Source organism: Streptomyces sp. NPDC058459, from assembly GCF_042721685.1.
Classification (GTDB): Bacteria; Actinomycetota; Actinomycetes; order Streptomycetales; family Streptomycetaceae; genus Streptomyces.
In genome coordinates this window covers 1-20,240 of record NZ_JBHXLV010000118.1, presented here as the reverse complement: position 1 = coordinate 20,240, position 20,240 = coordinate 1, and the positions used below count along the sequence as shown (strand labels likewise).

Here is a 20,240-nt window from a genome sequence, read left to right as displayed (position 1 = left end):
CACCGGGGTCCGGCGGCGGGGCAGGGCCCGATGCCCACCCGCACCTCTTCCGGTCCCCGGCTCGCGGGGTGATGCCCACCCGCGTGTCGACACTCGTCCCGGCGGCGACCGGGTGCCTCCGCACTCTGGCTCTGGCCTCCGGCTCCGGCCCTCTGCTCCGGCCTCCGGCCCCGGCTCTTGGCCCCGGCCCGTGCGGGCTTCCGTCCACACGCGTGTCTCCGCCGGACGCGGGCGGGGCCCGTGTGATCCCGCGTTCCGGCCCCTGACGCCGGCCTTCGGCCCCCCGCCCGGCGGTGACCGCGTCTCCGCGCCGCGCCCCGGCCCGGCGCGCTCAGCTTCGCAGGGTCGGTGGGACCTGGTAGCTGCCCGTCGCCGTGGGGGCGTGTTCGGGGAGCCAGAGGACCGCCACCGCGCCCTCGCCGTGCGGGCGGATGTTGCGGAAGGTGAGGCGGGCGCCGAGGACGCGGGCCTGGCCGGCGGCGATGGTCAGGCCGAGGCCGTGGCCCTGGCCGGCGCGGTCCTCGCTGCCGGTGCGGAAGCGGAGGGGGCCCTCAGCGAGGAGTTCCTCGGGGAAGCCGGGGCCGTGGTCGCGTATCCGGATCACCCGGCCCTCGACGGTCACCTCGATGGGCGGCTCGCCGTGCCGCGCGGCGTTGGTCAGCAGGTTCAGCAGCACCCGCTCCAGCCGGCGCGGGTCGGTGGTGACCACGGACTCGTGCACCACCCGTACGACGATGTCAGGGTCCTTCGCCGCGACCCGCCGGGCCACGAACTCCCCCAGCATGATGTCCTGCAGTTCGGCCCGCTCCGAGGCCCCGTCCAGCCGGGCCACCTCCAGTACGTCCTCCACCAGCGTGCGCATCGCCTTGGCCCGGTCCAGGACCAGCTCCGTGGGCCGGCCGGGCGGCAGCAGCTCGGCGGCCGTGAGCAGCCCGGTCACCGGCGTACGCAGCTCGTGCGCGATGTCCGCCGTGACCCGCCGCTCGGCCTCCAGCCGCTGGCGCAGCGCGTCCGCCATCGCGTCCACCGCGCGGGCCAGGTCGTCGGCCTCGTCCCGTACGACTCCGCCGATGGCCTCCCGTACCCGTACGTCGGTCTCGCCGCCGGCCAGCCGGTTCGCGGCCACCGCGGCCTTGCGCAGGCGGCGGGAGAGCTGGCCGCCGATCACCACGCCGAGCGCGCTGCCGCCGAGGACCACCGCGATGGAGCCGATCAGCAGTGCCTGGTCGAGGTCGGCCAGCACGTCGGCGGACTTGTCCGGGAAGGCGCCGTGCAGCGAGAGCACATGCCCGTTCTTGACCGGCACCGCGGCCCAGATGTCCGGCTCGCCGCTGCCCGTGTCGCTGACGTAACTGGCCCGGCGCCCCTCCTCCACCTTGACCCGCAGCGCGGCCGGGAGAGCGGGGTCGTCGATCTTGATGCTGGGGAAGTTGGGCCGCCCGGCGAGTTCGTAGTTGCGCTGGGCGAGCTGGACCCGCTGGTTGGCCAGGTCACGGGCGTTGTCCAGCATCGAGACCCGGGCCGCGTTGTGCACGACCAGGCTCAGCGCGAACGCCACCAGCCCCGCGACCAGCGCGATGGCCGCGCTCAGCTTCCAGCGCAGACCGGTGCGCAGGCCCGCGCCCGCCACCCGGCGGACCGGGCGCCTGAAGAGACTCCGCATGGTCACGCTCAGCCCCGCAGCTTGTAGCCGAAGCCGCGGACCGTCTCGATCCGGTCCTGCCCGATCTTCTGCCGCAGCCGCTGCACATGGACGTCGACCACCCGGGTGTCCCCGCCCCAGCCGTAGTCCCAGACCCGCTCCAGCAGCTTGTCGCGGGAGAGCACGGTGCCCGGCGCGCCGGAGAACTCCAGCAGCAGCCGCATCTCGGTCGGGGTGAGCGCCACCGGCTGCCCGGCCCGCCGCACCTCCATGCCGTCGGTGTCCACCTCCAGCTCGCCGAAGGTCAGCACCCCGTCGGAGCCCGCCGAGGCGTCCGCATGGGCCCCCGCCGGGTGCCCGGCGTGCCCGAAGCGGCGCAGCACCGCCCGGATGCGGGCGACCAGCACCGCGCCGTCGAACGGCTTTGTCACATAGTCGTCGGCGCCGGCCTCCAGGCCCAGCACCACGTCGATGGAGTCCGCCCGCGCCGACAGCATGATCACCGGCACCGTCGACTCGTCCCGGATGCGGCGGCACAGGCTGACCCCGTCCAGCCCCGGCACCATCACGTCCAGCAGCGCGATGTCGGGGCGGTCGGCGCGGAACGCCGCCAGACCGGACAGCCCGTCCGGCATGGCGGTGACCGCGAAGCCGTCCCGCTCCAGGGCGAGCTGGGTGGCCTCACGGATGACGTCGTCGTCCTCGACGAACAGGACGTGGGTGTGGTCTGGCATCCGGATGCTCGCAGTCCTCGTGGTCCTGGTTGTCGCGGTACGCGGAGGTGCCGCGTCAGTCGCCCGGCACGGCGGACGGCTCATGGCCCACCGCTCCGCTGTAGTCGGTGTGCACGGGCTTGCCGGGCGTGAACCGGCCCGCCCTCCAGCGGTACGGGATCACGTCCTCGCCGGACGGGCTGGAGATGGGGTCCCCTCTGCTGTACACCTGCCGGGTCACGGTCAGCACGCCCTGGTCGATCTCCGCGTAGACCGGCGACTCCTCGGCCTTGAACACGCTCCGGTACGCGCCATCGGTCTCCCGGTACACATACGCACCGATCCCCACCGCGTCGGCGCAGGTCAGCACGTTGATCACCACATCGGGGCGGTCCGCGCCGGTCAGGTCGCCGTAGGAGACGTCCACCGGGTAGTCGTCGCCGCTGCCGCACGGCTTCAGCTCGTGCTTGACAGGGGCCGAGACCGCCGGGTCCCGCTTCAGCAGGCCCACCGCGTCGACACGGCGGTAGCCGGCGGCGGGACTGGGCGCGGGGGAGGCGGGCGCCGCGCCGGCCACGGCGGAGGCGTGCGCCGGACCCTCGTCGCGAGCCCCGGTACCACCGGCGCCGCACCCGGTCACGGACAGGCCGAGGGCGGTGGCCCCGGCCACCGCCGCGGTCACCGCACGTATGCCTCGGACACGTCTGGAGCCGTCGTTCAGGCCGCGCAACGCTCCCGCTCCTCACGCTCCAGCGCGCGTGCCTCCAGGTCGCGGGCCTCCAGCTCCTCGCGGAGCCGGGCGAGCGCCCGGTGCAGCGTGCTCTTGACCGTACCCGCGGACATGCCGAGGGCCGCGGCCGTCTCTTCCGTGGACATCTGCTCCCAGTGTCGCAGCACCACGACACTTCGCTGCTTGGGAGCGAGCACCGTCAGGATGTCCATCAGCAGGGCCCGGTCGGCGTACTGCTCGGTGGAGTCCGCCACCGGGGCCTCCGGGAGCTGCTCGGTCGGGACCTCCTCCAGCCTGCGCGCCCGCCACCACTCCGTACGGGTGTTGATCATGACGCGGCGCAGATAGGCGTCGGCGAGCCGCTTGTCGGCGATGCCCTCCCAGCGCCCGTACGTCCGGGCCAGCGCGGTCTGCAGCAGATCCTGCGCGTCCACCGGGTCCGGCACCAGCCGGCGGGCACTGCGCAGCAGCGCCTCCTGCCGGGTCCGTACGTACTCCTCGAACTCGAGCACCTCGCCCTGCGCCATGACCGACCGCCTTCCGTCTCCCCGTAGCCCCGGCTCTTGCCCGGGGCCCTCTTCCGCCGGCCCGGTGGTCCGCCGGGCACGGAACGAAGCTACGGAGCGGTTGTCACGGGGTTGTCCGAGGAAGCCTGCGGCCGGCACTCGGCTGTCCGTCGGTTGTGTAACAGCCGTGAGGCCGGGGTAAGGAGTGCGCCCGCCTTGTCCATTCATGAGGCGGTTTGTCGGCCGGGTCGGGTCGTGACGGGCGGCCCCTGGCTGTGACCTTTCTGTGGGTCAGCCGAGCGGCAGCCGGTACAGGCCGCCCGGCAGCGGCTCCACCAGGCCGTCCGTGACGAGCCCGTCCAGCGCGCGGGCCCGCTGCACCGGTTCGTGCCACACCCGGTCCAGTGCCTGCTGCGGCACCGGCACATGCGCGTCCCGCAGCACCGCGAGCAGCTTCCCGCGCACCTGGCGGTCGGTGCCCGCGTACGTCTGCCCGCGCCGGGGCGGACCCTCGTGCTCCGGCTTGCCCGCGAGCCGCCAGGCGCACTGCGCGGCGATCGGGCAGCGGTGGCAGTCCTCGTTCTTCGCCGTGCACACCAGCGCGCCCAGCTCCATGGAGGCCGCCGCCCAGCGCGCCGCGGTGCCCTCCTCGTCGGGCAGGAGCTCGCGGGCCAGCCGGCGTTCGGCGGCCGTGGTGGCGTTCGGCGGGTAGCGCACCCCGGTCACCGCCCGCGCGAAGACCCGGCGGACGTTGGTGTCCAGCACCGGATGCCGCTGCCCGTAGGCGAAGGAGGCCACGGCGGCGGCCGTGTACTCGCCGATGCCGGGCAGCGCCAGCAACTGGGCGTGGTCGGTGGGCACGTCACCGCCGTGCCGCTCCGTTATGGCGACGGCGGCGCCGTGCAGCCTGAGCGCGCGGCGCGGGTAGCCGAGCCGGCCCCAGGCGCGCACCGCCTCGCCCGGCGGCTCCTTCGCCAGGTCGGCCGGGCGGGGCCAGCGGGCGAGCCACTGTTCGTAGACGGGCAGCACCCGGCTGACCGGGGTCTGCTGGAGCATGAACTCACTGACCATCACACCCCATGGACCCGCCTCCGGGCGGCGCCAGGGGAGGTCGCGGGCGTGGGCGTCGAACCAGTCGATCACTGGGGCGTGAAGCTTCTCAGTCATGGCCTTCCGATCCTGCCACGCCTGACGCGGAGGCGGCGGGTCACCGCCCGCGCACGGAGCGTCGCGTTCGGCACAAGCTGCCGGTGTGCGAGGGAAGTTACCGGGATGATGATCCGGAAAAGTTGGTGCGAGGGCGGCGGGGGACGTCAGTCAGGGGCATGATCTCTCGTAGAGTTCCCGCGTGGGATCTTTGCGCAATCCGGTCGGTCCGCTCCCCTCCTCCATCTACTGGCGACGGAGGGTCGTCATCGTGTCCGCGGTCGCCCTGTTGGCGCTCGTGGTCACCTGGATCGTCGTGTCGGGGGGCGGGGGCGGCAAGAACGGCGCCCAGGGTCCCGACGGCAAGAATCCCGCGTCCACGATCACACCGGGTCCCACCGCGTCCGGCCCGGCGATCAGCCAACACCCGGGCGGGCGCGACGAGTCGGGCGGTGGCGGCGCCGGTGGCGGTGCCGGTGACGGCGGTTCGGGCGGCGGTTCGGGCGATGGTTCCGGGGACGGTTCCGGCTCGGGCGGCTCCGGCGACGAAGGCGGTTCCGACGGTGACTCCGGCTCCGGCGCGGGCGGTTCGGGCTCGGTGTCGGGCGCGGGCGGCGGCAGTGTCGGCGCGGGCGACGCGCTGGCGGCGTCCTCCCCGCTCCCCGTCTGCGCCCCCGGCAAGGTCACGCTGAGCCTGCGCGGCAAGCACAACTCCTTCTCCCCCGACGAGACTCCCGCCTTCGAACTCGTCGTGCGCAACGCCTCGTCCGGTGACTGCAAGGTGGACCTCGGCCCCGAGCACGCGGTGCTCGCCATCACCCCGGCCGACGGCGACGACCCGTACTGGGCCTCGGACGACTGCCCCAAGGGCGCCAGGAGCCTGGTCTTCCGGGTCCCGGCGGGCGAGAGCATCGCCTACACCGTGAAGTGGGACCGCAACCCGAGCGCCCCCGAGTGCGCCACCCCGCCGGCCGGCAGGGCCGCGCCGGGCACGTATCTGCTGGAGGCCAAGGCATCGGGCTTCGCCAAGGCGCAGACGTCGTTCGTCCTGTCGGCGGACTGAGGCGACCGGTGCTTCTCGGGGAGCGCCAAGCGTCGCGCTTCCAGGGGCGCGGCGAACCGCGCGACCAGCCACAGCGGACCCGCACCCGGGAACCAGACGTATCGCTCCGGAGAACTAGACGTACCGCTCCAGAATGGAGGACTCCGCCAGCCGCGAGAGCCCCTCCCGCACACTGCGAGCGCGCGCCTCCCCGACCCCGTCCACAGCCTGAAGATCATCCACGCTGGCGGCGAGCAGCTTCTGCAGCCCACCGAAGTGCTCCACCAGCCGGTCGATGATCGCACCGGGCAGCCGGGGCACCTTCGCCAGCAGCCGGAACCCGCGGGGCGACACCGCCGAGTCCAGCGACTCGGGGGACGCGGTGTACCCCATCCCCCGCGCCACCGTGCCCAGTTCGAGCAGCTCCGCATGGCTGAGCGCGTCCAGCTCGAACAGCGCCTCCTCCACCGTGCGCGAGCGCTTCGCCGTCGGCTCGGGCACGTAGTCCCGGACGACCAGCTCGCGGTCGGGCTCGACCCCGGCGATCAGCTCCTCCAGCTGGAGCGCCAGCAGCCGGCCGTCCGTGCCCAGCTCGACCACGTACTCCGCGATCTCGGTGGCGATGCGCCGGACCATCTCCAGGCGCTGCGCGACCGCGGAGACGTCCCGGACCGTCACCAGGTCCTCGATCTCCAGCGCGGACAGCGTGCCCGCGACCTCGTCCAGGCGGAGCTTGTACCGCTCCAGCGTGGCCAGCGCCTGGTTCGCCCGGGACAGGATGGCCGCCGAGTCCTCCAGGACCCGGCGCTGACCGCCGACGTACAGCGCGATCAGCCGCATCGACTGGGACACCGAGACCACGGGGAAGCCGACCTGCTTGGAGACGCGGTCCGCCGTGCGGTGCCGGGTGCCGGTCTCCTCGGTGGGGATCGTGGGGTCCGGGACCAGCTGGACGCCGGCGCGCAGGATCTTCGACAGGTCCGTGGAGAGCACGATGCCGCCGTCGAGCTTGCACAGCTCGCGCAGCCGGGTCGCGGTGAACTCCACGTTCAGCACGAAACCGCCGGTGCACATCGCCTCGACCGTCTTGTCCCAGCCGAGCAGGATCAGGCCGCCGGTGTTGCCGCGCAGGACCCGCTCCAGACCGTCGCGCAGGGCTGTGCCCGGGGCAACGGCGCTCAGCGAGGCGCGCATCAGGCCCTCGGTACCGGCACTCCCACCGGACTTTCCGGGAGCTGCTGCCCGGTCGTTGGCTGCCACTGCACTCCTCCGGTCGCAGGTTCTGACGCGCTTCCGTCACGGGACGCGTTTCGCACGGACGGGCGAGACCTGCGCAAAGTCTACCGGCGCTCCTCCGTCTCCCGCGGGGCCTCTCGGCGACGGGAGCGGGGCAGCACCCGCAGCGCGTCACCTATGTCGGCGACCTCCACGACCTTCATCCCGGCCGGGACCTTGCCCGGATCGCCCGGTACGAGCGCGTGTGTGAAGCCCAGCCGGGCCGCCTCCGCGAGCCTGCGCTGCACCCCCGTGACGCGTCTGACCTCGCCGGCGAGACCCACCTCACCGATGGCGACCAGGTTCTTCGGCAGCGGGGTGTCGCTGGCCGCCGAAGCGAGCGCCAGCGCGACGGCCAGGTCGGCCGCCGGCTCCGACAGCTTCACCCCGCCCACGGTCGCCGAGTAGATGTCCCGCTTGCCGAGCGCGCTGATCCGGCCGCGCTGCTCCAGCACCGCCAGCATCATCGAGACGCGGGAGGTCTCCAGGCCGGAGGTGGTGCGGCGGGGGGAGGGGATCTGGGACTCCACGGTGAGCGCCTGCACCTCGGCCACCAGCGGGCGGCGCCCCTCCAGGGTCACGGTCAGGCAGGTGCCCGGCACCGGCTCGGCACGCCGGGTCAGGAACAGGCCGCTGGGGTCGGCGAGGCCGGTGATGCCCTCGTCGTGCAGCTCGAAGCAGCCGACCTCGTCCGTCGCCCCGTACCGGTTCTTCACGCCGCGGACCAGGCGGAGGCGGGCGTGCCGGTCGCCCTCGAAGCTCAGGACGACGTCGACCAGGTGCTCCAGCAGGCGGGGGCCCGCGATGGCGCCGTCCTTGGTGACATGGCCCACCAGCAGGGTGGACATGGCGCGGTCCTTGGAGGCGCGGATCAGGGCGCCGGCCACCTCCCGGACCTGGGCCATGCCGCCGGGGGCGCCGTCGATCTCGGGGGAGGCGACCGTCTGCACCGAGTCCAGGATCAGCAGGGAGGGCTTGACCGCGTCCAAGTGGCCGAGGACGGCCGCGAGATCGGTCTCGGCGGCGAGATAGAGGTGGTCGTGCAGGGCGCCGATGCGGTCGGCGCGCATCCGGACCTGGCTCGCGGACTCCTCACCGGTGACGTAGAGGGTCTTGTGCTCCTCGCTCGCCGACTTGGCCGCCACGTCGAGCAGCAGCGTGGACTTGCCGACGCCCGGCTCACCCGCCAGCAGCACGACCGCGCCGGGCACCAGTCCGCCGCCGAGCACCCGGTCGAGCTCCGGGACGCCGGTGGTGCGGGCGGTGGCCTGACGGCCGTCGACCTGGCCGATGGGCAGGGCGGAGCTGGTGACGCGGCCCGGCGCCGTCGTACGGATCGCGGGCGCGCCGTACTCCTCGACCGTGCCCCACGCCTGGCACTCGGGGCAGCGGCCGAGCCACTTGGCCGTCTGCCAGCCGCACTCGGTGCAGCGGTAGGACGGACGCTCCTTGGCGGACTTGGTACGGGTGGCCATGCGGAAACCGTAGCCCCCGCCACTGACAACGCCCGCCGGGCGTCCCGGACGGCGCGCGCTCGGGGGCGCACGCCGGGGTATCGGGGCGCACGCGGAGGGCAGAGTTCCGGATCCCGCCCACCGGGTTCGCGCCTCCAGTCCGGAGGCCGGTGTCCCCTTATGAGGGATCGTTTCACCCGTATGGATTAAAAGTGCTCAAGGTGCGGGAAGGGGCGCTCCGTCGACGCCTACGGTCGCACGGGTGATGAGCAGCACTCCGGACACCACGACCCGCACCACCGGCGCACACCGGGCGCATCGGGCGCACCGGGAGGCGCGCGACCTGTCCGCGGCGCGGAACATCGCCCAGCGGGCGTCGTCGCGCCACGAGGCGTACCTGGACGGCCTGTTCACCTACTGCCTGTCGGTGCTCTGCGACCACGACGCGGCCACCGCCGCCCTGGGCGAGGTCCTCGTCATCGCCGAACGGCGCGGCCGCCGCGACCCGCAGACCCCCGGCGACCGCCGGGCCTGGCTGTACGCCCTGGCCCGCTGGGCCTGTCTGCGGGGCCTCGCGCGGGCCAGGCAGCAGCGCCAGGCGGGCCACGCCGCCGGCCGCCCCGCGACCGGCGCCCCGGCACCCGACCCCGTCCCGTGCCCGGAGACACGCGAGCTGCGGCGCCGCGAACTCGCCCTGCTGGCCTGGCCCGAGGCCGCCGGGACCACCCCCGAGCAGCGCGAGGCGCTGGAGCTTGCCGTCCGGCACAAGCTGGCCGCCCCCGAGGTCGCCGCCGTGCTCGGCCTGGAACCCGCCGCCGCCCGCGAACTGCTGGCGTCCGCCGCCTGCGAGGTCGAACGCACCCGCGCCGCCCTCGCCGTGGTGGAGACCGGGGGCTGCCCGAGCGTGGCCCACCTCACCGGCGACAGCCGGCTCATGCTGAGCGCGGCCCTGCGCCGCGAGCTGGTCCGGCACGTCGACGACTGCCCGCGCTGCCGCCGTACCGCCGAGCGCGCCGTCCCCGGCCGCTGGCCTGGTGCCGCGGTCACCCCCGCCGAGCTGCCCGTCCTCCCCGCGCCCCGCGCCGCCCTGCACACCGCGCTCGCGCACCAGCCGCGCGCCCGCACCGCCGCCGCACCGCGTTTCGACCGGCGCGGCTTCCCGATGGACCCCAAGGACCGCGCGGCCCGCCGCGACAAGCTCCGCGCGCGTGCCGTCACCACGACCGTCGTCGCCACCGTCGTCGCCGCCCCCGTGCTCGCCCTCTGGGCCGCCTACCGGGGCGCGCCCACGATCGGCGGGGACGACAGCCCGGCCAACGCCCGCGAGGCGGACGGCCCCGGCGCGCTCGGCGGCGACCCGGCGGGCGGCTACCAGAACGCGGGCAACGCCGATGTGAAGCCCGGCACCCGGGGCGCCGAGAAGGGCGGGCCGGACGTCTCCGTGGAGGTCGTCAGTGTCAACGGCGCCGGGGAGAAGGGCGCCGGCCGGCTCGCCGTCGCCGCCTCCCACCACGGCGACACCACGCTGATCACCCTCAGGGCCGCCGGCGACGCCCCGGTGCGCTGGTCCGCGACCACCTCGGCGCCCTGGCTCTACCTCAGCCGGCCGGGCGGCACCCTCGACCCCGGCGACTCGGTGACGGTCAAGGTGTACGTCGACCATCTGCGCGAGCCCTCGGGCCGCTGGCGGGCCCGCGTGGCCGTCGCCCCGGCCGGAGCCGTCGTCACCATCGACGGGTCAGGCCCGGTCCCCGCGCCCTCCCGCCCGCAGCCCAGCGCCCCGGACCCGGCGACGCCGACCGCGCCGCCCCCGGCACCGTCCTCCGGCCCGCCCAGCCAGCCCCCGCCGCCGTCCAGCTCCTCCCCGAGGCCGGACCCCGACCCGACCGAGCCGTCCGACCCGCCCCCGTCCGACCCGCCGGAGTCGTCCCCGCCGCCCGGCGACGAGGACACCCCGAATCCCGCCGACGACTAGGCCGCCGACGACTGGGCCGCTGATGACTGGACCGCTGACGCCCCGGCCGCGCTCAGCTCGGGTCCGCCGGGTGCGGGGCCACCAGCGGGAGCTGGGACGCCAGCCGCTGTTCGCACAGCTCGGCCAGGCGGTCGTAGCCCGCCTTGCCCATCAGCTCGGTCAGTTCGGCCCGGTAGGAGACGTAGACCGGCTCGCCCGCGCCGTGTGCCGAGGTGGCCGAGGTGCACCACCAGTGCAGGTCGTGCCCGCCCGGACCCCAGCCGCGGCGGTCGTACTCGCCGATGGACACCTGGAGCACGCGGGTGTCGTCCGGGCGGTCGATCCAGTCGTAGGTGCGCCGGATCGGCAGCTGCCAGCAGACGTCCGGCTTGGTCTCCAGCGGCTCCCGGCCCTCCCTGAGTGCCAGGATGTGCAGCGAGCAGCCCGCGCCGCCCGCGAAACCGGGCCGGTTCTGGAAGACGCAGGAGCCCTCGAAGGGACGCGTCTGCCGCGAGCCCTCCTCGTCCTCGGAGACCCAGCCGGCCGCCAGACCCTCGTCGTGGTGCTGCCAGATGTCCGGGGTGAGCCGGGCCACGTGCTCGGCGACCCGCTTCTCGTCGTCCTCGTCGGAGAAGTGCGCGCCCAGCGTGCAGCAGCCGTCGTCCGCGCGGCCCGCCTGGATGCCCTGGCAGCCCTGGCCGAAGATGCAGGTCCAGCGGGAGGTCAGCCAGGTCAGGTCGCAGCGGAAGACCTGCTCGTCGTCGGCGGGGTCGGGGAACTCCACCCACGCGCGCGCGAAGTCGAGGCCCTTCTCGTCGTTCTCGGCGGCCTTGCCGGCTTTGCGTGGCCTGGTCGGCTTGTCAGGCTTGCCGGGCTTGTTGGCCTTCGCCTTTTTCGTCTTTGGCACCCGTCCAGGGTAAGTCGCGACAGGGCCGTCCGGGCACCGCGCACCGGGGTTCTGGCAGTAGCGTTTCGTCCATGAGACTCGGTGTCCTGGACGTGGGCTCGAACACGGTGCATCTGCTGGTGGTGGACGCCCACCCCGGCGCCCGCCCGCTGCCCGCCCACTCCCACAAGGCCGAGCTGCGGCTCGCCCAACTCCTCGACGGCAGCGGCGCGATCGGCGACGAGGGCATCGAGAGCCTCGTAGCCGTCGTACGGGACGCCCTCCAGGCCGCGGAGGACAAGGGCGTCGAGGACCTGCTCCCGTTCGCCACCTCCGCCGTGCGCGAGGCCCGCAACGCCGACGACGTCCTCGCGCGCGTGGCGGACGAGACCGGCGTCCGCCTCCAGGTGCTCAGCGGCGCCGAGGAGGCCCGGCTCACCTTCCTCGCCGTCCGCCGCTGGTTCGGCTGGTCCGCCGGGAAGCTGCTCGTGCTGGACATCGGCGGCGGCTCGCTGGAGATCGCCTACGGCATCGACGAGGAGCCGGACGCGGCCGCCTCCGTGCCGCTCGGCGCCGGCCGTCTCACCGCCGCATGGCTGCGCGCGGACCCGCCGACCTCCGACGAGGTACGCGCGCTGCGCCGCCACGCGCGCGCGGAGATCGCCCGTACCGTCGGTGAGTTCAGCCGCTTCGGCGCCCCCGACCATGTCGTCGCCACCTCCAAGACCTTCAAGCAGCTCGCCCGGATCGCGGGCGCCGCGCGGGACGCCGACGGCCTCTACGTGCAGCGCGAGCTCAAACGTGAATCGCTGGAGGCATGGGTGCCCCGGCTCGCCGCGATGTCCGCCGCACAGCGCGCCGAACTCCCCGGCGTCTCCGAGGGCCGGGCCGGACAGCTCCTCGCCGGGGCGCTGGTCGCCGAGGGGGCGATGGACCTGTTCGGTGTGGAGAGCGTGGAGATCTGCCCGTGGGCGCTGCGCGAGGGCGTCATCCTGCGGCGCCTGGACCACATGGGCTCGGCGTGAGCCGTACCGGGGGCCCGCGACGGCGAAGCTCACACCGGCCCGGAGCCACCCCTGATCCGCCCTGCCCCACCCCGTAAGGTGTCTCCGTGGCTGAACCAAGGGACGTGAAGGTCGCCCTGTCGACGGCCTCGGTCTACCCGGAGTCGACGGCGACGGCCTTCGAGATCGCCGCGCGCCTCGGCTACGACGGTGTCGAGGTCATGGTGTGGACCGACCCCGTCAGCCAGGACATCGAGGCCCTGCGCCGCCTCTCCGACCACCACGGCGTGCCGGTCCTCGCCGTGCACGCGCCCTGCCTGCTGATCACCCAGCGGGTCTGGTCAACCGACCCCTGGACCAAGCTGCGCCGCGCGCGGTCGGCCGCCGAGAAGCTGGGCGCCTCCACTGTCGTCGTCCACCCGCCCTTCCGCTGGCAGCGGCAGTACGCCCGCGACTTCGTCGGCGGCATCTGGCGCATGGCGGACGAGACCGGCGTACGGTTCGCCGTCGAGAACATGTACCCCTGGCGCTACCGCGACCGCGAACTGCTCGCCTACGCCCCCGAGTGGGACGTCACCAAGGACGACTACCGGCACTTCACGATCGACCTCAGCCACACCGCGACCGCCCGCACCGACACCCTCGGCATGATCGACCGCATGGGTGACCGGCTCGGCCACGTCCACCTCGCCGACGGCATCGGCTCCGCCAAGGACGAGCACCTGGTGCCCGGCCGGGGCACCCAGCCCTGCGCCGAACTGCTGGACCGGCTCACCCGCACCGGCTTCGACGGCCATGTCGTCATCGAGGTCAACACCCGGCGGGCCATGTCCGGCGCCGAACGCGAGGCCGACCTCGCCGAGGCGCTCGCCTTCACCCGCCGCCACCTCGCGGCGGGGGCCGGGGTGCCCCTGCCGTGAGCGAGCCCACCGCACGGCGCCGGGGCCGGCCCCCGCGCGCCGAGTCTGGCGACACCCGCGACCGCATCCTCGGCGCCGCCCGCGCGGAGTTCTCCGAGCGCGGCTACGAGAAGACGTCCGTACGCGGCATCGCCAAGGCCGCCGGTGTCGACTCCGCCCTGGTCCACCACTACTTCGGCACCAAGGAGCAGGTCTTCGAGGCCGCCGTCTCGGTCGCCTTCGCGCCCGCCCTCGCCGCGCCGGACGCCATCGCCGAGGGCCCGCTGGACACCGTGGGGGAGCGGCTTACCCGGTTCGTGCTCGGCGTGTGGGAGAACCCCGCCACCCGCACCCCGCTGCTGGCCATCGTCCGTTCCGCCGTCAACAACGACACCGCCGCCGCCGTCTTCCGCCGGCTGATCGCCGCCCAGCTGCTGCGCCGCCTGGCTGGACAGCTGGAGGTGCCCGACGCCGAGCTGCGCGCCGAGCTGGCCGCCGCACAGCTGGTCGGCACCGCCATGCTGCGGTACGTGATCAAGGTGGAGCCGCTGGCCTCAGCCGATCTGGAGCGGATCGTGGCCCGGCTGGCACCGGTGGTGCAGGGACACCTGACGGGGGAGTGATCCCGGGCGCCACCGCGCGCCGCCGCAAGATGTCCGTCCCGCATTCCGGACAGATCGTCCCGCCCCGTGGATGACCGGCGTACGCTCGGCAGAAGTCAGGAGTCTGCCTGACCCCGTCTTCTCAGAAGGAGCGAGCGGCGATGCCCGAGCTGAGGTCCCGCACAGTCACCCACGGCCGCAACATGGCGGGCGCCCGCGCCCTTATGCGCGCCTCGGGTGTACCCGGTGCGGACATCGGCCGCAAGCCCGTCATCGCGGTCGCCAACTCCTTCACCGAGTTCGTCCCCGGCCACACCCACCTCCAGCCGGTCGGCCGGATCGTCAGCGAGGCGATCCGGGAGGCGGGCGGCATCCCGCGCGAGTTCAACACCATCGCGGTGGACGACGGCATCGCCATGGGCCACGGCGGCATGCTCTACTCCCTGCCCTCCCGCGACCTGATCGCGGACTCGGTGGAGTACATGGTCGAGGCGCACTGCGCCGACGCCCTGGTCTGCATCTCCAACTGCGACAAGATCACGCCGGGCATGCTGATGGCCGCGCTGCGCCTGAACATCCCGACCGTCTTCGTCTCCGGCGGGCCCATGGAGTCCGGCCGCGCCACCCTGGTCGACGGCACCGTGCGCACCCTCGACCTGGTCGACGCGATCTCCGACGCGGTCAACGACAAGATCTCCGACGAGGACATCCTCCGCATCGAGGAGAACGCCTGCCCCACCTGCGGCAGCTGTTCCGGCATGTTCACCGCCAACTCGATGAACTGCCTCACCGAGGCCATGGGCCTCTCCCTCCCCGGCAACGGCTCCGTCCTCGCCACCCACACCGCCCGCCGCGCCCTGTACGAGAACGCGGGCCGCACGGTCATGGACATCACCCGCCGCTACTACGAGCAGGACGACGACACCGTCCTGCCCCGCTCCGTCGCCTCCCACGCGGCCTTCGAGAACGCGATGGCGCTGGACATCGCCATGGGCGGCTCGACCAACACGATCCTGCACCTGCTGGCCGCCGCCCAGGAGGCGGGCGTCCCCTTCGGCCTGCCCGAGATCGACGCCGTCTCCCGCCGCGTCCCCTGCCTGGCCAAGGTCGCGCCCAACGTGGCGAAGGACCGCACCTACTACATGGAGGACGTGCACCGCGCCGGCGGCATCCCCGCCCTCCTCGGCGAACTGCACCGCGCCGGGCTCCTCAACGAGGACGTGACGTCCGTCCACAGCCCGTCCCTGGCCGACTGGCTCAAGACCTGGGACGTGCGCGGCGGCTCCCCGTCCGCCGAGGCCGTCGAGCTGTGGCACGCGGCCCCCGGCTGCGTCCGCTCCGCCGAAGCCTTCTCCCAGTCCGAGCGCTGGGCCGCCCTCGACGAGGACGCCGAGAGCGGCTGCATCCGCTCCGCCGAGCACGCCTACTCCAAGGACGGCGGCCTCGCCGTCCTCAGGGGCAACCTCGCCGTCGACGGCTGCGTGGTGAAGACCGCGGGCGTCGACGAGTCGGTGTGGACCTTCGAGGGACCTGCCGTGGTCTGCGAGTCCCAGGAGGAGGCCGTCCAGCGCATCCTGACCCAGGAGGTCAAGGACGGCGACGTGGTGGTCATCCGCTACGAGGGCCCCAGGGGCGGCCCCGGCATGCAGGAGATGCTCTACCCGACCTCGTACCTCAAGGGCCGCGGCCTCGGGAAGACCTGCGCCCTCGTCACCGACGGCCGCTTCTCCGGCGGCACCTCCGGCCTCTCCATCGGCCACGCCTCCCCCGAAGCGGCCTCCGGCGGCACCATCGCCCTGGTCGAGGACGGCGACCGCATCCGCATCGACATCCCGAACCGCACCATCGAACTCCTGGTGGACGACACCGAACTCGCCCGCCGCGACCGCGCGCTGAACGGCGTCTACGCCCCCGCCGGCCGCACCCGCAAGGTCTCCACCGCCCTGCGCGCCTACGCGGCGATGGCCACCAGCGCCGACAAGGGCGCCGTCCGCGACGTGACCCGCCTGGGCTGACGCCCCAGGGCCATCCGGCGGCCGACGAGCGCACCGCTCACCAGGCCGCCGGATCACCCGCGTCCACCGCGAACACCGCACCGCCCGGCGCGCCCGCGTACACATGGCCCAGCGCCAGCACCGGCGAGGGCAGGCCTGAGGTCACCCGGTCCGCCCGCGCGCCCAGCGGGGGGCGGGTCTGACCCGCGAGGGTGCCCCGGCGGGCGTCCACGGCGAGCAGACGCCCGTCGGCGGACGTGAAGTACACCCGCCGGCCGTCCGTCACCGGGGCCGAGCCACGGCTCACCGTCGTCTCCAGGTGCCACAGCGCTCTGCCCGCCTCCGGGGCGACCGCGTCCAGACCACCGTTGGCCGCGAGCAGGTACACCACGCCGTCCCGCACGGTGGCCTGAGCGTCGAGAAGCGGACCCAGCAGCGGGACCCGGCGTGTCCCGCCCGACCCCACCGCGTACCGCACCACGGCCTTGGTGCCCCCGTCCTCCGGATCGGCCTCGAGGAAGTACACGAACCCGCCCTCCGCGCCCACCGGTTCGAGCACCCCGGACATCCGCCCGCTCCACCGCACGGCCCCCGAGCCGGTGTCGAACGCCGTGACCCGCGTGCTCCGGCCGTCCGCCGAGGTCACCGTCGCGTACCCCGTAAACCCCGTAAACCCCGTAAACCCCGCAGACCCCGCAGACCCCGCAGACCCCGCAGACCCCGCAGGCCCGGAGCTGAAGGCATCGAGGCGCGGCCGGATGCCGTCCGGCCACGGCATCCGCCACTTCTCCCGCCCCGACTCGCTGTCCGCACCCACGACCACCCCGTCCGCACGGGTCGTCAGCAGCGTGTCCCCCACGTACTTCGTGCCGGTGCTCCCGGACAGCTCTCGGTCCTCGCGCGTACGCCCCGTGTCCGGATCGAGGGACGTCAGGTGCCCCCTCTGGTCCCGCAGCCGCAACGAGCCGCCGGCCAGCGCGGGCGGATCACTCCACCGCGCCCCGGCGAACGCCCGCCGCCACACCACGGAACCCCCCGCCGGGTCCAGCGCGAAGACCGCACCGTCAACGGTGCACAGCAGCTTGCCCGCGCCGGCCACGCACCAGGGCGCACCGGTCGCGCCTGCCACCGGCCTGGTCCGCCACCCCTCGAACCCGGCCGCCGTCACCTTCGGAGCCACCCGGGGCCCAGCCTGCCCATGCCCGGCCCCGGCCCACCACACCGAGGCCAGCACCGCGCCCACGGCCAGTACCGACGCGGTCGCCGCCAGCACCGCCCGCCGCCCACGCCACCGCCGCCCCGGCGCCGCGACCGGCGCCTCCGCCCCGGCGGAGCCGTCGCCGTCCGCCGACACCTCGTCCGCGCCCGCCTCCGCCGCACCGTCCCGCTGCGCCGGTATGAACGCCTGCGTGTCGTACGAGGCCGCGAGCGAACGCAGCGCCCGCATCAGTTCGTCCGGCGTCGGCCTGTCCTCCGGCTCCTTGGCCAGACACCGCCGCACCAGCGGCACGAGACTCTCCGGTACCCCGGCCAGCTCCGGCTCGTCGTGCACCACCTGATACGCCACGACATAGGGGCTGTCCGAGTCGAACGGCCCCCGCCCGGTCGCCGCGTGCACGATCACCGACCCGAGCGCGAACACGTCAGCCGCCGGGCCCACCTCCCGAGGCCGCCGGAACTGCTCCGGCGCCATGAACGGTGGAGTACCGATCAACTTCCCCGTCTCGGTGCGCAATTCGCTGTCCTTCGGCCGGGATATCCCGAAGTCGATCACCTTCGGCCCGTCGTCGGCCAGCAGCACGTTCCCGGGCTTGAGATCCCGGTGCACCACACCGACCCGGTGGATGTCCCTGAGCGCCTCGGCGAGCCCCGCCATCAGCCGCCGCACCTGCGCGGGCTCCAGCGACCCGTTCCGCTTCACCTCCTGGGACAGGGTCGGACCGGGTATGAACAGCGTCGCCATCCAAGGCCGGTCCGCTTCCGGGTCCGCGTCCACCACCGGCGCGGTGAACGCGCCGCTCACCTGCCGCGCGGCCGCCACCTCCTGCCGGAACCGCCCCCTGAACTCGGGGTCCCGCGCGAACTCGGCGTGCACCACCTTCACCGCCACCCGCATCCCGGAGGCGCTGCGGGCCAGATGCACCACACCCATCCCGCCGGAGCCGAGCTGCGACTCCAGCCGGTAGTGACCGGCGTACTCCGGAAGTTCCGCTTCCGCGCCGGCTCCGGTGCTGTGCTGTGGCGCCATGGACCACCCCCGTGCTCTTCGGCCGCGCGCGCGACGCAGAGGAGCCTATTCGATTGCTCGTACGACGCCGAGGCGGCTTGCTAACCTCCGCCTGCGAGTCACGCGCAGCCATGGCCCGCCCGCCCGTCCGGCACCCGTCCGCGATGCCCGACGAGCGGTGTCACCACCCCGTGGCGGCCACGGGGTGTCACGGGGGAGGTATCTCATGTCCGACGACCACGCGTCCACCACTCTGGCCGAGCCGGCGGCCACCGCCGCCGCGTCCCGCTATCAGGTCTCGCCGAACGACGCCCTGAACGTCCGCAGCGGCCCCGGCACCGGCTACAACATCATCCGCGTGCTGCCGGCCGGCTCCTTCGTCACGATCTTCTGCCAGACGCCCGGCACCACCGTGACCGGCCCGTACGGCACCTCGAAGATCTGGGACAACATCGGCTCCGGCGAGTTCGTGTCCGACGCCTATGTGCACACCGGCAGCGACGGCTACGTGACCGGCCGCTGCGGCTGACGCCCCGGCCCGGAGCCCGCCGCCCGCCGGAGCCATAATCGACGCGTGAGCGACGAGACCGGCACCAACGCGATCCCGGCGGGCTCCACGGGCGGCGGCCCCCGCCCCGAACCCCTCCGCTTCTTCGGCACGTCCTGGGTGGACCACACCGGCGGCTACCCGGCCCGCCGCGCCGCCGTCGGCCTCGGCGCCCTCGTCGCGGCCGCCGTCTCCTGTCTGATCCTGCGGCTCGCCTACCAGGGCCTCCAGATCGCCGGAACCGGTTCCTTCGTGACCGTCCTGGTCATCGCCATGTTCGCGGTGTGCGGCGCGCTCGCCTTCCGCAACACCTGGGACAACTTCGGCCGCCGCCCCGACCCCGAGCGCCAGGCCCGCCTGCGCGGCCTGCTCGCCGTCGGCTTCGTCGGCACCCTCCTCGCCTGGTCCGTCCGCTCCCTGACCGAGGCACCGGGCGAGAAGCTGCACCGCGCGGAGTACGACACCGCCCGCGCGGAGTACGAGCGCACCCGGACCCGGCGCACGGGCAACCCCGCGAAGGCCCGCAAGAAGCGCTGAGGCCGGCCGGGGCGACGGCACCGAGGCACCCGGCACGGAACCACCGACCCCACCTGCCCCATGCCGCGCATCATGGTCGGCATGACCACATCCCGGGCTTCCGGCGAGCCGACCGACACCGCCCGCGCCCACTCCTTCAACGTGGCCGCCGCCCAGTACGCGGAGAACCGCCCCTCCTATCCGCCCGCGCTCTTCGACACCATCGAGGAACTCTCCGGCCGTCCCCTGACCGGCGCCCGAGCCGTGGACGTGGGCGCCGGCACCGGTATCGCCAGCGCGCTGCTGCACGAGCGGGGTGCCGAGGTGCTCGCCGTCGAGCCGGGCGCGGGCATGGCCGCCGAGTTCCGCCGGAGAAACCCGCACCTTCGCCTGGTCCAGGGCAGCGGGGACGCCCTTCCCGTGGCCGACGCCCACGCCGACCTCATCACCTACGCCCAGGCATGGCACTGGACCGACCCGGCCCGCTCGGTGCCGGAGGCGCTGCGCGTGCTGCGGCCGGGCGGCGCGCTCGCGCTGTGGTGGAACGTCCATGCCACGGACGTCGACTGGATCGCCGCGGCCGCCGCGCGCACCGCCCGCTTCCTCGGCCTGCCCATGCACACCGAGCAGCGCACGGCCGCCGACCGCGTCGTCACCGACCCCGCCGGCCGGCTGCGCTTCGCCCGCCGCTCGGTCCGCTGGAGCCGCCGCGTGCCACTGGACACACACCTGGCCAACATCGGCAGTCATTCCGCTTTCCTCCTCGCCCCCGAGGCCGCCCGGACCGACTTCTTCGACGCCGAGCGCGCTCACCTGATCAAGGTCTTCCCCGACGGCCTGGTCGAGGAGACGTACGAGGTGGTTCTGCTCGTCGCCACCACGCCGGAACCCCCGACCCGCCCCTGACCGGCCCCGGAGCCGACCCTGACCGATCCCTGAGCCGAAACCCCCCGACCCTGACACGGCCCCTTGACGGGCCCCTGGCTCGGGGCCCAAATTGCAAACCGGGGGAATAAATGGGCCCCGCCCCCCCCCGGGGCGGAAACACCAAAACCCCCCCCCCCGACAAAAGCCCCTGGCGGGTGGCGGCGTGGGGGGGGGAC

Annotated in this window: 18 protein-coding genes; 9 read left to right on the top strand and 9 right to left on the bottom strand. The window is 74.0% G+C overall.

What is annotated here, in order from left to right; all coding sequences use genetic code 11:
• Nucleotides 1–331 precede the first annotated feature (331 nt).
• From cseC to ACFWN1_RS21150, 5 genes are all read right to left on the bottom strand, one after another.
• Nucleotides 332–1,663 carry a two-component system sensor histidine kinase CseC gene (gene cseC, locus ACFWN1_RS21170; RefSeq protein WP_384364089.1) on the bottom strand — a complete coding sequence of 444 codons (1,332 nt, stop codon included), beginning with the start codon at nucleotides 1,661–1,663 and terminating at the stop codon, nucleotides 332–334.
• 8 nt (nucleotides 1,664–1,671) lie between these two features.
• On the bottom strand, nucleotides 1,672–2,376 hold the full coding sequence (gene cseB / locus ACFWN1_RS21165; protein ID WP_384364085.1) for a two-component system response regulator CseB: 705 nt from the start codon (nucleotides 2,374–2,376) through the stop codon (nucleotides 1,672–1,674).
• A gap of 55 nt (nucleotides 2,377–2,431) precedes the next feature.
• Complete coding sequence (locus tag ACFWN1_RS21160; RefSeq protein ID WP_384364083.1) at nucleotides 2,432–3,085, bottom strand: hypothetical protein; 654 nt, start codon at nucleotides 3,083–3,085, stop codon at nucleotides 2,432–2,434.
• Entirely contained in the window at nucleotides 3,073–3,612 is a 540-nt protein-coding gene (locus tag ACFWN1_RS21155) for a SigE family RNA polymerase sigma factor (protein WP_384364081.1), read from the bottom strand. Before ACFWN1_RS21155 ends, ACFWN1_RS21160 begins: the two co-directional genes overlap by 13 nt.
• 270 nt (nucleotides 3,613–3,882) lie before the next feature.
• Nucleotides 3,883–4,758, bottom strand: a complete 876-nt coding sequence (locus ACFWN1_RS21150; protein WP_384364079.1) for an A/G-specific adenine glycosylase — start codon at nucleotides 4,756–4,758, stop codon at nucleotides 3,883–3,885.
• Nucleotides 4,759–4,939: 181 nt separating this feature from the next.
• Between ACFWN1_RS21150 and ACFWN1_RS21145 the strand changes: the two genes are divergently transcribed.
• On the top strand, nucleotides 4,940–5,800 hold the full coding sequence (locus ACFWN1_RS21145; protein WP_384364077.1) for a hypothetical protein: 861 nt from the start codon (nucleotides 4,940–4,942) through the stop codon (nucleotides 5,798–5,800).
• A 114-nt stretch (nucleotides 5,801–5,914) separates the two neighbouring features.
• On the opposite strand, the gene disA is transcribed toward ACFWN1_RS21145, so the two are convergent.
• Nucleotides 5,915–7,039, bottom strand: coding sequence for a DNA integrity scanning diadenylate cyclase DisA (gene disA, locus ACFWN1_RS21140; RefSeq protein WP_384364075.1), 1,125 nt, complete (start codon nucleotides 7,037–7,039; stop codon nucleotides 5,915–5,917).
• 80 nt (nucleotides 7,040–7,119) lie between these two features.
• Nucleotides 7,120–8,529: a DNA repair protein RadA gene (gene radA, locus ACFWN1_RS21135; protein ID WP_384364073.1), complete on the bottom strand. Its 1,410-nt coding sequence runs from the start codon at nucleotides 8,527–8,529 to the stop codon at nucleotides 7,120–7,122.
• A gap of 244 nt (nucleotides 8,530–8,773) precedes the next feature.
• Here radA and ACFWN1_RS21130 point away from each other — a divergent pair, with 244 nt between their 5' ends.
• A complete protein-coding gene (locus ACFWN1_RS21130; protein WP_384364071.1) occupies nucleotides 8,774–10,483 on the top strand; it encodes a hypothetical protein in 1,710 nt (569 codons plus the stop codon).
• Nucleotides 10,484–10,535: 52 nt separating this feature from the next.
• On the opposite strand, the gene ACFWN1_RS21125 is transcribed toward ACFWN1_RS21130, so the two are convergent.
• Complete coding sequence (locus ACFWN1_RS21125) at nucleotides 10,536–11,369, bottom strand: hypothetical protein (RefSeq protein WP_384364069.1); 834 nt, start codon at nucleotides 11,367–11,369, stop codon at nucleotides 10,536–10,538.
• Between the two features lie 71 nt (nucleotides 11,370–11,440).
• Between ACFWN1_RS21125 and ACFWN1_RS21120 the strand changes: the two genes are divergently transcribed.
• The 4 genes from ACFWN1_RS21120 (at nucleotide 11,441) to ilvD (ending at nucleotide 15,868) form a co-directional block, all read left to right on the top strand.
• Complete coding sequence (locus tag ACFWN1_RS21120) at nucleotides 11,441–12,373, top strand: Ppx/GppA family phosphatase (protein ID WP_384364067.1); 933 nt, start codon at nucleotides 11,441–11,443, stop codon at nucleotides 12,371–12,373.
• 86 nt (nucleotides 12,374–12,459) lie between these two features.
• Nucleotides 12,460–13,272: a sugar phosphate isomerase/epimerase family protein gene (locus tag ACFWN1_RS21115; protein WP_384364065.1), complete on the top strand. Its 813-nt coding sequence runs from the start codon at nucleotides 12,460–12,462 to the stop codon at nucleotides 13,270–13,272.
• A complete protein-coding gene (locus tag ACFWN1_RS21110) occupies nucleotides 13,269–13,874 on the top strand; it encodes a TetR family transcriptional regulator (RefSeq protein ID WP_384364063.1) in 606 nt (201 codons plus the stop codon). Before ACFWN1_RS21115 ends, ACFWN1_RS21110 begins: the two co-directional genes overlap by 4 nt.
• A gap of 140 nt (nucleotides 13,875–14,014) precedes the next feature.
• Nucleotides 14,015–15,868 (top strand): dihydroxy-acid dehydratase, encoded by a 1,854-nt coding sequence (ilvD, locus tag ACFWN1_RS21105; protein WP_384364061.1) that lies wholly within the window; start codon nucleotides 14,015–14,017, stop codon nucleotides 15,866–15,868.
• Nucleotides 15,869–15,905: 37 nt separating this feature from the next.
• Here ilvD and ACFWN1_RS21100 read toward each other — a convergent pair whose 3' ends face one another.
• Entirely contained in the window at nucleotides 15,906–18,095 is a 2,190-nt protein-coding gene (locus ACFWN1_RS21100) for a PQQ-binding-like beta-propeller repeat protein (protein ID WP_384364059.1), read from the bottom strand.
• Nucleotides 18,096–18,300: 205 nt separating this feature from the next.
• Between ACFWN1_RS21100 and ACFWN1_RS21095 the strand changes: the two genes are divergently transcribed.
• From ACFWN1_RS21095 to ACFWN1_RS21085, 3 genes are all read left to right on the top strand, one after another.
• Nucleotides 18,301–18,603: an SH3 domain-containing protein gene (locus tag ACFWN1_RS21095; protein WP_384364057.1), complete on the top strand. Its 303-nt coding sequence runs from the start codon at nucleotides 18,301–18,303 to the stop codon at nucleotides 18,601–18,603.
• A gap of 45 nt (nucleotides 18,604–18,648) precedes the next feature.
• Nucleotides 18,649–19,158 (top strand): EamA/RhaT family transporter, encoded by a 510-nt coding sequence (locus ACFWN1_RS21090; protein ID WP_384364055.1) that lies wholly within the window; start codon nucleotides 18,649–18,651, stop codon nucleotides 19,156–19,158.
• Between the two features lie 72 nt (nucleotides 19,159–19,230).
• Nucleotides 19,231–20,043: a class I SAM-dependent methyltransferase gene (locus ACFWN1_RS21085; protein WP_384364087.1), complete on the top strand. Its 813-nt coding sequence runs from the start codon at nucleotides 19,231–19,233 to the stop codon at nucleotides 20,041–20,043.
• Nucleotides 20,044–20,240: the final 197 nt, after the last annotated feature.

Bases quoted from the DNA above. Each gene is read 5' to 3' on its own strand.
- ACFWN1_RS21085 (WP_384364087.1), top strand. From the start codon at position 19,231: ATGGTCGGCATGACCACATCCCGGGCTTCCGGCGAGCCGACCGACACC.
- ACFWN1_RS21120 (WP_384364067.1), top strand. From the start codon at position 11,441: ATGAGACTCGGTGTCCTGGACGTGGGCTCGAACACGGTGCATCTGCTG.
- ACFWN1_RS21150 (WP_384364079.1), bottom strand. From the start codon at position 4,758: ATGACTGAGAAGCTTCACGCCCCAGTGATCGACTGGTTCGACGCCCAC.
- ACFWN1_RS21100 (WP_384364059.1), bottom strand. From the start codon at position 18,095: ATGGCGCCACAGCACAGCACCGGAGCCGGCGCGGAAGCGGAACTTCCG.
- radA (WP_384364073.1), bottom strand. From the start codon at position 8,529: ATGGCCACCCGTACCAAGTCCGCCAAGGAGCGTCCGTCCTACCGCTGC.
- ACFWN1_RS21095 (WP_384364057.1), top strand. From the start codon at position 18,301: ATGTCCGACGACCACGCGTCCACCACTCTGGCCGAGCCGGCGGCCACC.
- cseC (WP_384364089.1), bottom strand. From the start codon at position 1,663: ATGCGGAGTCTCTTCAGGCGCCCGGTCCGCCGGGTGGCGGGCGCGGGC.
- ACFWN1_RS21130 (WP_384364071.1), top strand. From the start codon at position 8,774: ATGAGCAGCACTCCGGACACCACGACCCGCACCACCGGCGCACACCGG.
- ACFWN1_RS21155 (WP_384364081.1), bottom strand. From the start codon at position 3,612: ATGGCGCAGGGCGAGGTGCTCGAGTTCGAGGAGTACGTACGGACCCGG.
- cseB (WP_384364085.1), bottom strand. From the start codon at position 2,376: ATGCCAGACCACACCCACGTCCTGTTCGTCGAGGACGACGACGTCATC.
- ilvD (WP_384364061.1), top strand. From the start codon at position 14,015: ATGCCCGAGCTGAGGTCCCGCACAGTCACCCACGGCCGCAACATGGCG.